Below are 16,004 nucleotides of genomic sequence, written 5' to 3' on the forward strand. Positions count from 1 at the left end.
GATGAAAGTAGCTTATTCTTGTATTGTTTTCTTTGTTTTGAGTTCCGAAACGGCGACTGCAACGGTGATTTAACGGTTAAATATGATTGATTAAGTAGTTCAAAATCAGAAAAGTAAATGATTTTAAAATAGAATGTGTGAATTAGAGAAAAAACATGTTATTTTTGTGTGGTATGATCAATAAAAAGGAAGAAAAATTTATTAAAGAGGCACTGGATAATATCTGTTCTCACAAACTGTTTGTAAACTCACCTACTAATAGTAATTTGCTAAAATACCTTGTTGAAAAGGCAATAGCGTGCGAAGAAATAAACGAGATTACCATTGGCAGTGAACTTTATGGAATTGATTATTCGGAAAACAAAAGCAACAGCACGGTTCGTTCATATATGTACAAGCTTCGCAATAAGCTGGCAGATTATTATAAGAATACCAGCACCAATGAATCTGTTCTGTTCGAAATTCGTAAAGGACAGTGCAATCTTAGCTTTTTATCGCCCGCAGAATATCATAAATCAAGAGGAGAAAAGGGCGACACAATTAATATCCCGATAAAATATATTAAAATTCTGTCAGGGATATTGTTACTGGTAATTCTGAGCTTTTTTCTTGTGAAAACAATTGCTGATAAACCGAATTTTATTTGGGAGTCTTACTTTGAATCCAATTCTGAAAACCTTCTTGTTGTTTCGGATCAATTCGTAGTGGGAGAGAGGTTTCCAGAAGGAAAGGAACGAGCAGTTTTGTATCGCGAAATTAACAACGACAACGATTTTATTAAATATAGTAAGCAGCATCCCGAGAAAAGTTTACAATTAACCGATTATACTTTAATGTCGAAAATGGCCCCATACACAGTTCATTCATTAAGTAGTTGGTTTACAAAAAACAAAAGTAGTTTTGATCTTGAGTTAGAAAGTAAGCTTAGCTACGACGATGTGCGAAATCATAACCTTTTGTTTGTTGGGCAACATAAAACCATGAATTTATCCGAATCTTTATTTTTAAAGGATAGTAAAGTGTTTGCAATTTTTGATGATGGTTTTAAATATAAAAATGGGAATGCCGAAAAAATTTACAATACTCGCTTTGGTGAAAATCAAAAAGTAGAATATGCTATGGTCTCTTATGCACCTCTTAGTAATGGTAAAAATGTCTTGTATTTTGTGTCGAATAATGATATTGGTGTGATGGCAACGGTGCGAAATTTTACGGATAAAACATATTTAAAAGAATTTGCAAAACAATTACCAGATGAATCGAAGTATTTTAATGCTTTGTTTGAGGTGAGTGGCTTGCAACGAACTGATGTTAGCTGTCTATTGGTAGAGTTAGAGGTTTTGAAGTAGATTTTGAAAATTCTTTACTTTGTTTTAAGAGTGAAAAATGAATATTTCTATATTGGATTTGTTTCTACCATTTCGAAAAAATACGAATGGACAAAAAATGAAATCAATGAAAATAGTACTATGTAGTCGTTCTTTATTCATTTGTAGATAAGTGAAATAAAGTTTATTTTTCCTTCCACCATTTTTCTTGTTCTTTTTTTCGGGCATTTTCTGTTTGGGTTTTACTGTATCCGCCGCTCCAGGCTTTTATGTATGAATCCCAGCCATTTTTCATGAATTCTTTTCTGGGATTAAATTCACCAGCACCAGTATCTAGTTTTCCCGATTCAGGAATTCTACTATCTCCCCAATTTGCTGTTTTATTTTTGTGTTTTCCATATTGAGTCCATGTGCCTGTAAATTGGTTGTTATTGTAAGAATCAGAAACCGAATTGCGATTATCATATTTAATGTCACCATTACTATCTTTGTACCATAGGCTTGTGCACATTCCTTTAAAAATACCCGAATGAATAGTGTCCGGATCTTCAAAAAATACATATTCACCAATTATAATACCTGAATTTGCAGTGGGATTTTCAAGAGTTGTTATGTAGTAAGAATCTTTAATAATAATTTTACCTTGAAACGGACAAACATTATCAGATACATTACTTTTTCCATAAACGAAATATTCCAGCGGGTTTTCAGTATTTTGAATTACCGAGAGAAAAACAATTTTTAATCTTTGAAAATTATCTCCAATGTATGCAAAACGACGTTCGGTCTTATTTTTAAACCAAAACTTTCGTAGATCATGTTTTTTTATCTCTTCTGTATTTGCTTTTGATTCTGTTATTTTATCTTCAATATTAATTAGTTTCCCATAGCTTTCCAATTGTCCTAAAGAATATAATGGTAAAAACAATAAAACTAAAATCTGCAGTATTTGTCTCATGATTTGAATATAAATTCTCAAATTTATTTTTCTGTTATCTGTGTGGTGCAACTTTCCAACTAATATTGGTCAATATAGCTAAACTATTGATAAGATAGAACAATTAATTGCGCTCCGCTTGTTATAGTTTTGCTTGTAATTAAGTAGTATTATTCGAAATAAATATGAATTGTTTACCTCTTGTAAGTGTAAATAAATGAAAACCTAAATGTATGAAAAGAGTTAGTCTTGTCCTTTTTTTTCTTTTACTGATTACCATTACCAGTAAGGCAGATGGCGTTAGAACAATTGAAGATTTTAATTTTAACTGGAAATTTAATTTGGGAGATGTACCCAATGCAAATAGTTTTAATTATGACGATAGCGCTTGGCGCAAATTAAGACTGCCACACGATTGGAGCATTGAACAATCTTATACTACCGAAAATACTTCCGGTTCAACAGGATTTTTACCCACAGGAATAGCTTGGTATCGTAAAAGCTTTAAGCTTAGCGAAGATCAAAAAAATAAGTTGTTTTATATAGAATTTGATGGCATTTCCAGCAATTCCGAAGTATGGATTAATGGGCATTATTTAGGAAAACGGCCTTATGCTTATTCTGCTTTTTCTTACGAGTTAACCAAGTATTTAAAATTTGATGAGCAAAATGTGATTGCCGTAAAGGTTGATAATTCAAACTTTGCCAATTCTCGATGGTACACCGGGTCGGGTATTTATAGGAATGTGCGATTGGTAAGTACATCGAAAGTGCATGTGCCACAGTTCGGAGTATGGGTAGAAACGCCGCAGGTTAATCAAAAACAAGCAAAAGTAAAAGTAAGTTCTATTGTAAAAAATACTTTGGCAAAAGCACAAAAACTAAAATTTAAAGTTCTTATTAAAGACCAAACAGGTAAGTTGGTTTCAAGTAGTTCTAAAAAACTTACTGTTTTAGATGTGGATACAACATCTATGATATTGAATATTGCGAATCCTAAACTTTGGAGTTTAGAAGAAACAAATCAATACTCGGCCGAAGTTCAGGTGTTTTTAGGAAAAGAATTGAAAGATGAATACAAAGTAGATTTTGGTATTCGTTCGATTCGTTTTGATGCCAATAAAGGATTCTTTTTAAATGATAAAAACATAAAACTGAAGGGGGTTTGCTTGCATCACGATGCAGGTGCTGTTGGAGGTGTTTTTATCCGCGACGTATGGAAGCGAAGACTTACAAATTTAAAAGACATAGGAGTTAATGCCATTCGCATGTCTCATAATCCTGCCGATCCTGGTTTACTAAAATTGTGCGATGACATGGGGTTTGTAGTAATTAACGAGGCTTTAGATGAATGGAGAAGAAATAAAGACAAATGGATTACCAGTCGTTTTGCTAAAGATATGCGTCCGGAACTGGAATGTGGTTATGGTGATATTTATGAACAATGGGCCGAGCAGGATGTGAAAGATATGGTTCGTTACTCTCGAAATCATCCATCTATTATTATGTGGAGTATGGGGAACGAAATAGAGTGGACCTATCCCTATTACTATAAGATGGAGAAAAGCAATCAGGGATTGGGGAATCAGGTTTTAAAGGACGAAACAATAAATGGGAAAGATGAATTAAAAGAAACTGCAGAAGAGATTGAACGATGGATTAAGGAAGTTGACCAATCGCGTTTTGTAACAACAGGTGGAGTATTGCCAAAGGCTGGTAACATAACAGGGTATTTCGATGTACCTGATGTTATGGGATACAATTATCGGGCAGTTAACTACGATAGCGATCATAAGAACTATCCAAACAGAATAATGTATGGTTCCGAAAATTGGGGAACATATCAAGAGTGGAAAGATGCTGTCGATCGTGATTTTATTGCAGGTATTTTTATCTGGACAGGAATTGCTTATTTAGGAGAATCGGGACCTTATCCATGGAAAGGTTTGGATATTTCTTTACTCGATTTTTGTGGTTTTTATACCCCTCGAGGACATTTTTTTCGAACTATCTGGAGCGATAAGCCATATACATATCTGGCCACTAAGCATGCTAAAAAAGCACAATGGATAAAAAAAGAAGGTGAATGGGTAGATAACCGTATTGAAGGATGGTTAGATAAATGGTTGTTTGAAGATGTAGAGCAAAGCTGGAACTACCAAAAAGGAGATTCTGTGTTTGTTGAGGTTTATTCAAACTCACCCAAGGTAGAATTATTTATCAACCAGAAAAGTTATGGAGTAAAGAATCCTGATGATTTTGAGGATCATATTGTAAAATATCTTGTGCCTTATGCCGAAGGAGAAGTTAGAGCTGTTGGATTTAATGAATCGCAAAAGGAGAGTGAGTATAAAATTAACACAGCGAAGTGGGTTTCGAAATTGGTCTTAAAAGCCGATCGTATTAAAATGAAGGCCAATGGATATGATGTGGTACATCTGCAGGCTTATTTGCAAACAAAATCGGGAGAATTGGTTCCCGATAAAGAAATGCAGATTGAGTTTACCGTAGAAGGAGAAGGTGTAAATATTGGCGTTGATAATGGTTGGGACAGGAATGTACAAAAACACAAATCGAATTTTATTGTTACGCATAAGGGACGTGCTATGCTTTTGGTTCAAAGCACACGCAAGGTTGGAAACATAAAAATATCTGCTCGGGCAGGTAAGCTAAAATCTAATAAAATTGAACTGCAAACAGAATTGTAGCTTATTCAGGATTCGGATTTGAATAATCTATAATGTTTCGATAGTGAAAAATAATAGTAGTATGGCTTATGCTTTGCTACTATTTTTTTGTCATTTTTTTAGAGTTCTGGTATTTCTCACACAATAAAAAAGTTTACAGATTATTGTGTTTGGTTTTTAACATTCCTGCTTTTTCTATAAACGCACTGGCTTTATCGGATTTAGCTTTTGTAAGTAAGCTAACAAGTATAAATATCACCGCCGAGGCAATCATTCCGATAAGAGCCTGTTGTACCGAAGCAATCTCCCAAAATGCTGGTAGTTTTATGCTCAAAGCAATAAGCAGGTTGTAAGTTGAAAAAAGCAGTCCAAATAGAATAGAGGCAAAAGCACCTTTTGAGTTTCCTTTTTTCCAGATAAAAGCAAGTATTAATGGCACAAAAGCTCCGGTAGCCAAAAAATCCGATCCAACCCACGAAATTCTCAGTATTGAACGTATTTCAAGACTTATAAGTAAGCCTAGTAATGCTATAATCAGACTTGATATTTTACCAATCCAAACCATTTGCATCGGACTTGCCTGCGGGCGTATTTTTCTTTTAAAGAGATCTACACTTAATACCAAAGCCCCGGTGTTAATCATAGAATCCATGGTCGACATAATTGCCGAGCACAATCCAACGAACATAAGAGCAGCCAGCCCTAAAGGCATGTATTGAATTATTATGGCCGGAACAATTCCTCCTTCGGGTACCGAATCGAATAAACCCAGACTAAGAACTCCTGTTAGGGTAACAATTAAGTATAAGGGTATAAATACCACAAAAGCCAAAGCCATCATTTTTTTCGCATCTCCGGGTGCTTTTGTGGCAGAAATTCGTTGCCAGATATTGGCCTGAATCATCCATGAACATCCAAAGGTAATTATGAACACGAAATTATTGGATATGTTGTGGAAAAAAGAAAAGAAATCAGGCTTATTATTGTTAAGTGCAATTTCGTGGACTTTTTCAAATCCTCCAGAATGATCATAAGCAAAAATAAAGAGTACAATAGCTGCTATCAGAAGAAAAACAAACTGAAGAATATCGGTTACAACTACACCCTTAAATCCACCAAAGAAAGAGTAAAACAGAACAATGCAAGTTCCCGTTAAAGCAGCAATTTTATAATCAATATCAAAAAACGATTGAAAGAAACGACCTATAACCACAGCTTGAGTTGCAACACCCAATATCATAAATACCAGAATTAGTACCGACAGGAGGAAAGCAACTTTTTTGTCGTAACGTTCCTCCATTAACTGCGGTTGTGTAATGCTTCCTATTCTTCTAATTCCTGTTGAAAACAAGTACATTAAAAAAGTAGAAAATAAAACAGGCATTCCATAAATCCAGAAAGAGCTAACTCCTTTATTAAAACCATGATCGACCAAGTCTATTGCCGAGCCGCCGCCCCACCACGAGGCAATAAAAGTTATCGAAAGAGCCCAAAAAGGCAGCTGTCGGCCAGCTAAAAAATAGTCTTCGGTATTCTTGCTGGCTTTAGAGCGAAAAACAATTATCATGATTCCTGCAAAATATAAGGCAAGAAGGATCATGGATATATATTGAAGCTGATTCATTCAATGATTGTTTAAGAAAAGTAGTACAAAGTGCTATTAGGGAAATATTTCATTAATTAAGCCTAATGTTTTTGTATTGAAAAGTTTAGAAAGATATCTATAATCATATTTCTTATTTTTTTCTAAAATTTTCAATTTAAAACGATGTAAATATACTTTTTTTTTGTTTGAAACGATTGCAATAAAAATAGTTAAAAATTTACTATGTTAAGTAATTACTGTTTCAGGCGTAAGTTCACAAAAAAATAATTGCAAAAAGGAATTTAGAGCAATAGTTTTTCATAAATTATCGATAACTTTAGTAACAATGAAATCATTTTTATGATAACATTTTCAACTAACCCATTATAAATCAAACTCAAAACACAAAATGCATGGATTACCTAAAACTCGACAAAGCCAAACTGGTAAATACTGAGTACTCTCTAAAGAAAGAGTTTATTAGAACAAATAGGGCAGGTTCTTTTGCCAGTTCTACAATTATTAATTGTAATACACGAAAATATCACGGCCTACTTATTTGTCCAATTGATAATTTTGGAGGGGAAAATCATCTTTTATTGTCTTCCCTCGATGAAACTCTAATTCAGCACGGTGCTCCTTTTCATCTGGGAATTCATAAATTTCCGGGTGAATATAGTCCTAAAGGACATAAATATATTAGAGAGTATGGAATAGATACAATTCCAGCTTTAACATACCGTGTTGGGGGAATTGTGCTTAAAAAAGAACTTCTTTTGGTTGAAAAAGAACAGCGAGTATTAATTCGTTATACATTATTAGAAGCTAATTCTCCAACAATTATTCGTTTTCAACCTTTTTTGGCTTTTCGAAATATCCATTCCTTAACAAAGGCTAATATGGATGCTAATACCCGATCCAAAATTGTAAGTAATGGAGTAGGCCTTAAATTGTACGATGGTTTTCCATTTTTATATATGCAAACCTCAAAAAAGTCGGATTTTATTCATGTGCCTGATTGGTATTATAATGTAGAGTATCGAGAAGAGAAAAAAAGAGGTTACGATTGCCACGAAGATTTATTTGTTCCCGGATATTTTGAAATGGAAATTAAAAAAGGAGAACCAATTGTTTTTTCGGCGGGAACCGAGCAAGTTTCTCCCAATGCAATAGCAAAGCAGTTTAATAATGAACTAAAAAAACGCGTGGCTCGTGATAGTTTTGAGAACTGTTTGGCTAATTCTGCTGATCAGTTTATTTCGCGTAAAGGCAAGGAAACTTCCATAATTAACGGATTTCCATGGTTTAGTACAAGCGAGAGAAATACTTATTTGGCCTTACCGGGTTTAAGTCTGGCCCGAAATAAAGAAAAGGTTTTTCTGGATATATTAAATGCCTCGTACGATAAAATTATGAACCGTTTTTCTTATGCTACTTCTTTAAATAAAGGCAATGAATCGGTTGATGTTCCTTTATGGTTTTTCTGGACTTTGCAAAAATATGTTGAGTTTGGAGCTGATAAGGCTGAGCTTTGGAAAAAGTATGGAAAACGAATAAAAGAGATTTTCCAATACTATAAATTTGGGTCTAATCTTGCTATAATAATGCACGAAAATGGACTTTTATGGACTATTAAGCAGGGAGTTACCTGGATGAAAATTCAGAATAACGGAAAATTCTTAAACCGGAGAATGGGTTATGTTGTTGAGCTAAATGCACTTTGGTATAATGCAATATGTTTTGCACTAGAAATGGCTGAAGAAGCTAAAGATGAAAAGTTTGCAGAAGAATGGAAGGATATCCCTGAAAAAATAAAAGAAGCATTTTTAAGTACATTTTGGGATGATAAAAAGGCTTATTTGTCCGATTATGTTGATGATACACATAAAAGCTGGGCTGTTCGTCCTAATCAGCTATTTGCTGTATCCCTGCCTCACTCTTGTTTGTCTGACAATCAAAAAAAATCAATTCTTGATATCATTGAGAAAGAATTGTTAACACCAAGAGGATTAAGAACATTATCTCCTAAAAATCATGAATATATAGGAATATTTAAAGGAAACGAATTTGAAAGAAATAGCGCATTTCATTACGGATCGGTATTTCCATGGTTGTTCGGACATTTTGCCGAAGCTTACTTAAAACTCTATAAAGAAAACGGAGAAGAAAAAATACAAGAACTTCTTGACGGTTTTGAAGAATGCTTGCACGAACGCGGATTGGGGTCAATTTCGCAGATTTACGATGGTAATCCCCCGCATAAACCCAACGAGGCAACATCTTATGCATTAAGTGTAGCCGAAATTATAAGAGTGAGTAAATTATTAAACCAATCATCTTTTAAATAGTTTGTGTATGAAAGTTCTAATGTTTGGATGGGAGTTTCCTCCACATATTTCGGGAGGATTAGGTACGGCCTGTTACGGGTTGACAAAAGGTTTGTCGAAAATTAAAGATCTTGATATAATCTTCGTGGTGCCAAAAGCGCATGGCGATGAGGATCAGAGTAAAATGCAATTGGTAGGTGCCAATGGTGTAAATATAAAGCAAGTTCAGAATCATATTGAAAAGTTTAAAACTCAGCATACTTATCTCGAAGTAGATTCTCATTTGGTTCCCTATAACGATCCTGATGAATACTATACTTTTTCTAGTCAGGATTTGTATGGGAAAAATAAGTTTTTTAAAGTTGATAAGGAAGGAAAACTGGAGTTTAGTGGAAAGTATGGGACTAATCTAATCGAGGAAATTTATAAATATGCCTACGTTGCTTCTACCATAAGTATGGATCAGGAACATGATGTAATTCATGCTCACGATTGGTTGTGCTATCCCGCAGGAATAGCAGCAAAAGAAGTGTCGGGTAAACCTTTGGTGATACATGTTCATGCTACCGATTTCGATCGAAGTGGTGGAAGTGTAAATCCTAAAGTATTCGAGATTGAAAAAATGGGAATGGATGCTGCTGATAAAATTATTGCAGTAAGTAATCTTACCCGAAATATAGTAATCGAAAAATACGGACAAGATCCAGATAAAGTGGTAACTGTTTACAACGCGGTAGAGCCTGTATCTTTTGAAGAAAAATTGGCTATTAAAAAAGGAGTAAAAGAAAAAGTTGTGACCTTTCTTGGTAGAATTACCATGCAAAAAGGTCCAGAATATTTTGTGGAAGCAGCTTATCAGGTTTTAAAACGAAGTAATAATGTTCGTTTTGTAATGGCCGGAAGTGGTGATATGCTCGAAAAAATGGTTGAACGCGCAGCTCAATTAGGTATAAGCGATAAGTTTCATTTTACTGGTTTTTTAAAAGGAGACGACGTTTTTAAAATGTTTAAACTTAGCGATGTTTATGTAATGCCATCGGTATCGGAGCCATTCGGAATTTCTCCACTCGAAGCAATGCAGTCTAATGTGCCTGTGATCATTTCGAAGCAATCTGGAGTATCTGAAATTTTAACTCATGCTGTAAAAGTGGATTATTGGGACATTGATGCAATGGCCGATGCTATTTACGGAATCATAAGTTACAACTCTCTCTCTAAGGAATTTAAAGAGAAAGGTAAAGAAGAAGTGGATAACCTAAAATGGGCCAATGCAGCGGTTCATGTTCACGATGTTTACCAAGCAGCAATTAATCTATTTGTCACACCAAGCAAAAGCTAACATTATGAAATCAGTTTGTTTATATTTTCAAATTCACCAACCATTACGTTTAAAAAGATATCGTTTTTTCGATATTGGTAACAATCATTACTACTACGATGATTATACCAACGAGTCGATCATGCGTAAAATTGCCGATGAATGTTATTTGCCAGCCAATAAAATTATATTAGAGCTTCTTAAGTCAGAAAAATATAATTTTAAGATAAGTTTTTCGATTACAGGATTAGCACTCGAGCAATTTGAATTGTATGCGCCCGAAGTAATTGATAGTTTTAAAGCACTTGCTAAAACTGGGAAAGTTGAATTTTTATCCGAAACTTATTCTCATTCTCTGGTATCACTCAGAAACAAAGACGAATTTATAGGTCAGGTAAAAGAGCACAGCCATAAAATAGAAGCTTTATTTGGAGCAAAACCAACAATTTTTCGGAATACAGAATTAATCTATTCCGATGGCATTGGCCAAATGGTAGCTGATATGGGTTACAAAGGTATTTTAACCGAAGGGGCAAAGCATATTTTAGGTTGGAAAAGTCCGAACTATTTGTATTGTAATGCCATAAATCCTAAGCTTAAAATTTTAATGAGAAATTATAATCTTAGCGATGATATTGCCTTTAGATTTTCGAATGAAGACTGGAAAAACTGGCCCTTAACATCAGGTAAATTTGTAAGTTGGTTAAACGAGTTCGACGAAAAGGAAGATGTGGTAAATATTTTTATGGATTATGAAACATTTGGTGAACATCAGAAAAAGGAATCCGGAATTTTTGAATTTCTGAAGAATTTTCCGAAGGATTTATCTGCGAAATCGAAGTATAAATTTGCACTTCCATCCGAAGTAGTGGATGAATATCAGCCAATTGCCCAGGCGCATGTTCCAAACGTAATATCATGGGCCGATGAAGAAAGAGATTTATCGGCATGGCTAGGAAATAGCTTGCAGAATGAGGCTTTTGATAAATTGTATGAGCTTAGAGAAGATTTGCTCGCACTTAATGATGAGCGATTGCTGAAAGACTGGAAATACCTTCAGGGAAGCGATCATTTTTATTACATGTGCACAAAATTCTTTTCAGATGGCGATGTGCATTCCTATTTTAATCCATACAATTCGCCTTACGATGCTTTCATTAACTACATGAATGTATTAAGTGATTTGCAGCTAAGAATAAATAAGCTTAAAGATTCAAATCCTGAGAGCACAGAAGATTTGAAGAAGGAAATATCAAAGAAAAATGCAATAATTGCTCACTATAAAGAAAGATTGGAAGAATTGGATGAACACTTTTCAGAAGCCGATTAATTAGCACTTATTTAAAGAAGAACAGGAGAGTATGAATTAAAATAATCTCTTATTCTTCTGATTTAAATATAGCTCATTTTCAATATGTTATTGAAAATTAGTAATTAGCAGATCAGTAAAATCGTTGTTTATGAATAATATAAAACTAACTCCTGATTATATTTTTGAAGTAAGTTGGGAGATTTGTAATAAAGTGGGGGGAATTCATACAGTTGTTTCAACCAAAGCATTATCGCTTAAGCATAAGTTTAATGATAATGTAATTTATATTGGTCCTGATTTTGATAATCAGGAACACCGTGAAAAAGAATTTGAGGAAGACGATTCACTATTTAAGGAATGGAAAGCACAGGCCAAAATAAAGTCTTTGCCCATAAGAATAGGACGCTGGAAAATTCCAGGAAAACCCATTGTAATTTTAATAGACTTTAAACCTTTCCTAACTAAAAAAGATGTTATTTATGCAAAATACTGGGAAATTTATGGTTTAGAATCTTTGTATGGCGGAAAAGACTATCACGAACCAGCCATGTTTGGGTACGCAGCCGGGAAAGTGATTGAGAATTTCGTGAAATGTAATTTAGCAGAAACAGATTATCCGGTAGCACAATTTCACGAATGGATGACTGGCGCTGGTTGTTTGTATCTTAAGGATAAAGCACCACGTATTGCAACAATATTTACAACTCATGCAACCATGCTTGGTCGTGTTTTGGCAAGTAATCATGAGCCGCTTTACGATAATCTTTATCAGTTTAATTCCATCGAGAAAACCCGTCAGTATAATGTAACAGCCAAATGTTCTCTCGAAAAAATAGCAGCACAAATTGCCGATTGCTTAACAACGGTTAGCGAAATTACTGCACGGGAGTGTAAGCAGTTTCAGAATCGTGTTGTTGATGTGGTTATGCCCAATGGTTTTGAGGATGATTTTGTTCCGGCTACGCTAAAATTAGATTCCAAAGCTATTGACTCGAAAGCTCTATTAACAAAAGTAGCTCAGGCTTTACTTGGATACGAATTACCAAAGGATACAATGTTTATTGGAACCGGTGGTCGTTACGAGTTTAAAAATAAAGGTCTTGATGTTTTCTTGGAGTCTTTATCGCAAATTAATCGGGATAAAACGCAGAATAGAGATATTGTGGCATTTTTTCTAATTCCAGGCGATCAGCGAGGAGCAAGAAAAGATTTGAAAGATGCATTGGCGAGTGGAAATGCTCAGGAGCAATTGATAACTCCATTTTTAACTCACTACTTGGGGAATGTTGATCATGATGAAATATTAAATAAAGTAAAAAGCCTGGGTTTTACTAATGGTGCAGGCGAGAGAGTTAAAGTTATTTTTGTTCCTACTTACCTTAACGGAGATGATGGAATTTTCAATAAATCGTATTACGATTTGCTTATGGGATTAGATCTTTCTGTTTTTCCATCCTACTACGAACCATGGGGATATACTCCAATGGAAAGTGTGGCATTTAGTGTTCCGACCTTAACAACAACATTGGCTGGATTTGGAAAATGGGTTCAGCAAATAAATGAAGCCAATAAAGGTGGAGTTGCTGTTATAGAAAGGAGTGATTCTAATACAGAATTGTTAATTCACGAAATGGCAGCTTACATTAAAAGTTTTTCATTAAAAAATAAAAAACAAATAAAAGAATGTAGGTTAAATGCAAGAGCAATAGCAGAAAAGGCTCTTTGGAAAAATTTTATAGGCTATTATTATAAGGCATACGAAATTGCAATAGAGAAAAATATGGAAAAACAAACTAAAATAATAGCTCCAAACGATCAACAATTAAAGGTCAGCAAGAGCAATCAAATTCATTGGCGAAAATTAATTGTAGAATCTAATTTGCCAAAAGAATTAATCGGACTTGAGGAATTATCGAAAAATTTATGGTGGTGTTGGAATTACAAAGCCATTGATCTATTCGAATCGATAGACCCTAAATTATGGGTTAAATTGAGTAAAAACCCAATTGTTTTATTAAAACAAGTTGCAGGTTCAAGAATGAAAGAGCTGGCCGAAGACAAAGAGTTTTTAGCTAATTACGATAAAGTTTACAAGGATTTTAAAGCTTATATAGCAGAAAAACCATCCAAAGACCAGCCTAAGATTGCTTATTTTAGTATGGAATACGGATTAAGCGATAACCTGAAAATTTATTCGGGAGGTTTGGGGATTTTGGCAGGTGATTATTTAAAAGAGGCCAGCGATTCGAAAGTGAATATGGTTGCCGTTGGTTTTATGTACCGATTTGGCTATTTTACTCAGCGTTTATCTTTAAATGGAGAACAGCTGGTAGAGTTAAATTCTCAAAAATTTTCGCAACTGCCAATTACGCAGGTTCGCGATAATGCCGGATTACCTAAGACCATAACTTTTTTATTGGAAGGTAGAAATGTTACTGCTAAAATATGGAAGGTTGAAGTAGGGCGTATCTCATTGTATTTGCTAGATACAGATACCGAAATGAATGCTGAGCAGGATCGTTCCTTAACGCATCAGTTATATGGTGGCGATTGGGACAACCGAATTAAGCAGGAAATTCTTTTGGGAATGGGAGGAATTAAAACTTTGGATGCGCTTGAAATTAAACCCGATTTATATCACTGCAACGAAGGTCATGCTGCACTAATTAATGTAGAACGACTTATAAAATTGGTAAAAGAAGGTTATAATTTTAATGAGGCAATGGAAGTGGTTCGTGCTTCATCTTTGTTCACTACACACACACCTGTGCCGGCTGGTCATGATACATTTGCACCAGATATGATTCGTCACTATTTATCCTATGTTCCCGAGCAATTAAAGGTGAGTTGGGATCAGTTTTTAGCTCTGGGACGTGTTCATCCGCAAGATCAGAACGAAAAATTTTCCATGAGTAATTTGGCTGCAAATACTTCGGTAGCTATGAATGGAGTGAGTATGCTTCATGGAAAAATATCGCAGGAAATGTTCAATGAGCTTTATCAGGGATATTTTCCCGAAGAGTTACACATTGGCTATGTTACCAATGGTGTTCATTATCCAACCTGGACAGCAAAAGAGTGGAGAACGTTATACGAGAGCGAGTTTAAGGATGGATTTTTAAACGATCTCTCGAACAAGCAGTATTGGAAAAAAATTCATGATGTTTCAGATGATCGTGTCTGGAACATAAAAAATACATTGCGTAAAAAATTAATAGATTATGCGAAACTTCGTTTTCAAAATAACTGGATTCGCAGATATGAAGATCCAAAAAGTTTGGTTGATATTCTCGATTCTATTGATGAAAATGCTTTAACAATAGGTTTTGCACGTAGATTTGCTACCTATAAAAGGGCTCATCTGTTGTTTAGTGATTTGGGAAGATTATCAAAAATCTTAAATAATCCGGACAAACCGGTACAATTTATTTTCGCAGGAAAAGCTCACCCAGCTGATAAGGCAGGGCAGGACTTAATTAAGTTGATTGTAGATGTATCTCGTCGTCCCGAATTTGCTGGTAAAATTCTATTCCTTGAAAATTACGATATGGAACTTGGTCAGCGTTTGGTAACTGGTGTAGATATTTGGATGAATACCCCAACGCGACCTTTGGAGGCTTCAGGAACTTCGGGCGAAAAAGCAGTTATGAATGGAGTTATGAATTTTAGTGTGCTTGATGGCTGGTGGTTAGAAGGATATCGAGAGGGAGCTGGTTGGGCACTAACTGATACCCGTACTTATGAGAATCAATCGTTTCAGGATGAGTTGGATGCGCAAACTATTTATTCCATGTTTGAAAATGAAATTATTCCTTTATTTTACAAACGCGACGAGAAAAATATTCCTGTTGATTGGGTGAAATACATAAAGAATTGTATCTCGGATATTGCTCCCGATTATACAACCAAACGTATGATGGATGATTATAAAGAAAAATTTTATAGTCCCTTATTTGAACGGGTAAAAACTCTTCGAAAAGGGAATTACAAAGAAGCAAAAGCTACTGCTGCCTGGAAACAGAAAATTCTGGCTGGTTGGGAAGATATTGAGGTTGTATCAGTTGATGCTCCGAGTACTCCGAAGCATAAATATTTGTCGGGAGAGGCTTATCATGTCGAAGTTGCTTTGGATCTTAAAGATTTAATTGATGAGGATATTTGTGTAGAGTTGGTGATTCGTACATCAATGGATGGAAAAATATCAGGACCTATTCGCACCGAGAAGCTGAAACAGGTTCGTAAAGTTGATTCCTTATCATTTTATCATTTAGATTTGGATTTGAAAGATCCTGGAATTTTCGATTTTGGATTAAGAATGTATGCATGTAATCCGAACTTACCACACCGTCAGGATTTTAATTACATAAAATGGATTTAAAATTCTGCTGATTATGATATTTACTACTGATAATTTCACGAAAGTTGAAATTATCAGTAGTTTTTTTTAGGATAATATTGGAAATCTTACTTAGAGTGAGAATGTTGAATTATAAAGTTTATAACAGAAGCT

8 protein-coding genes are annotated in these 16,004 nt (G+C 34.7%); 6 read left to right on the forward strand and 2 right to left on the reverse strand.

Annotated features, from left to right (window positions below):
• Window positions 1–173: 173 nt before the first annotated feature.
• On the forward strand, window positions 174–1,349 hold the full coding sequence (locus ACT3CE_RS10115) for a hypothetical protein (RefSeq protein ID WP_444709653.1): 1,176 nt from the start codon (window positions 174–176) through the stop codon (window positions 1,347–1,349).
• A gap of 163 nt (window positions 1,350–1,512) precedes the next feature.
• Here ACT3CE_RS10115 and ACT3CE_RS10120 read toward each other — a convergent pair whose 3' ends face one another.
• Window positions 1,513–2,286 (reverse strand): hypothetical protein, encoded by a 774-nt coding sequence (locus ACT3CE_RS10120; protein WP_444709654.1) that lies wholly within the window; start codon window positions 2,284–2,286, stop codon window positions 1,513–1,515.
• Between the two features lie 212 nt (window positions 2,287–2,498).
• Here ACT3CE_RS10120 and ACT3CE_RS10125 point away from each other — a divergent pair, with 212 nt between their 5' ends.
• On the forward strand, window positions 2,499–4,973 hold the full coding sequence (locus ACT3CE_RS10125) for a sugar-binding domain-containing protein (protein ID WP_444709655.1): 2,475 nt from the start codon (window positions 2,499–2,501) through the stop codon (window positions 4,971–4,973).
• A gap of 133 nt (window positions 4,974–5,106) precedes the next feature.
• On the opposite strand, the gene ACT3CE_RS10130 is transcribed toward ACT3CE_RS10125, so the two are convergent.
• Entirely contained in the window at window positions 5,107–6,576 is a 1,470-nt protein-coding gene (locus ACT3CE_RS10130) for a sodium:solute symporter family protein (RefSeq protein ID WP_444709656.1), read from the reverse strand.
• Between the two features lie 374 nt (window positions 6,577–6,950).
• On the opposite strand from ACT3CE_RS10130, the gene ACT3CE_RS10135 reads away from it, so the two are divergent.
• The 4 genes from ACT3CE_RS10135 (at window position 6,951) to glgP (ending at window position 15,872) form a co-directional block, all read left to right on the forward strand.
• The gene (locus ACT3CE_RS10135; RefSeq protein ID WP_444709657.1) at window positions 6,951–8,885 is read left to right on the forward strand and encodes a glycogen debranching enzyme N-terminal domain-containing protein; all 1,935 of its coding nucleotides are present in this window, start codon (window positions 6,951–6,953) and stop codon (window positions 8,883–8,885) included.
• A 7-nt stretch (window positions 8,886–8,892) separates the two neighbouring features.
• Window positions 8,893–10,203: a glycosyltransferase family 4 protein gene (locus ACT3CE_RS10140; protein ID WP_444709658.1), complete on the forward strand. Its 1,311-nt coding sequence runs from the start codon at window positions 8,893–8,895 to the stop codon at window positions 10,201–10,203.
• Between the two features lie 4 nt (window positions 10,204–10,207).
• Window positions 10,208–11,512: a glycoside hydrolase family 57 protein gene (locus ACT3CE_RS10145; RefSeq protein WP_444709659.1), complete on the forward strand. Its 1,305-nt coding sequence runs from the start codon at window positions 10,208–10,210 to the stop codon at window positions 11,510–11,512.
• Window positions 11,513–11,642: 130 nt separating this feature from the next.
• Window positions 11,643–15,872: an alpha-glucan family phosphorylase gene (gene glgP, locus ACT3CE_RS10150; RefSeq protein WP_444709660.1), complete on the forward strand. Its 4,230-nt coding sequence runs from the start codon at window positions 11,643–11,645 to the stop codon at window positions 15,870–15,872.
• The last annotated feature ends 132 nt before the right edge of the window (window positions 15,873–16,004 follow it).

Origin of the sequence: Marinifilum sp. RC60d5, from assembly GCF_052400665.1 — a bacterium.
Classification (GTDB): Bacteria; Bacteroidota; Bacteroidia; order Bacteroidales; family Marinifilaceae; genus JBQTGK01.

What these genes read in the sequence shown, in the direction of transcription:
- ACT3CE_RS10140 (WP_444709658.1), top strand. Translation starts at nt 8,893, where the DNA reads ATGAAAGTTCTAATGTTTGGATGGGAGTTTCCTCCACATATTTCGGGA.
- ACT3CE_RS10115 (WP_444709653.1), top strand. Translation starts at nt 174, where the DNA reads ATGATCAATAAAAAGGAAGAAAAATTTATTAAAGAGGCACTGGATAAT.
- ACT3CE_RS10135 (WP_444709657.1), top strand. Translation starts at nt 6,951, where the DNA reads ATGGATTACCTAAAACTCGACAAAGCCAAACTGGTAAATACTGAGTAC.
- ACT3CE_RS10125 (WP_444709655.1), top strand. Translation starts at nt 2,499, where the DNA reads ATGAAAAGAGTTAGTCTTGTCCTTTTTTTTCTTTTACTGATTACCATT.
- ACT3CE_RS10145 (WP_444709659.1), top strand. Translation starts at nt 10,208, where the DNA reads ATGAAATCAGTTTGTTTATATTTTCAAATTCACCAACCATTACGTTTA.
- glgP (WP_444709660.1), top strand. Translation starts at nt 11,643, where the DNA reads ATGAATAATATAAAACTAACTCCTGATTATATTTTTGAAGTAAGTTGG.
- ACT3CE_RS10130 (WP_444709656.1), bottom strand. Translation starts at nt 6,576, where the DNA reads ATGAATCAGCTTCAATATATATCCATGATCCTTCTTGCCTTATATTTT.
- ACT3CE_RS10120 (WP_444709654.1), bottom strand. Translation starts at nt 2,286, where the DNA reads ATGAGACAAATACTGCAGATTTTAGTTTTATTGTTTTTACCATTATAT.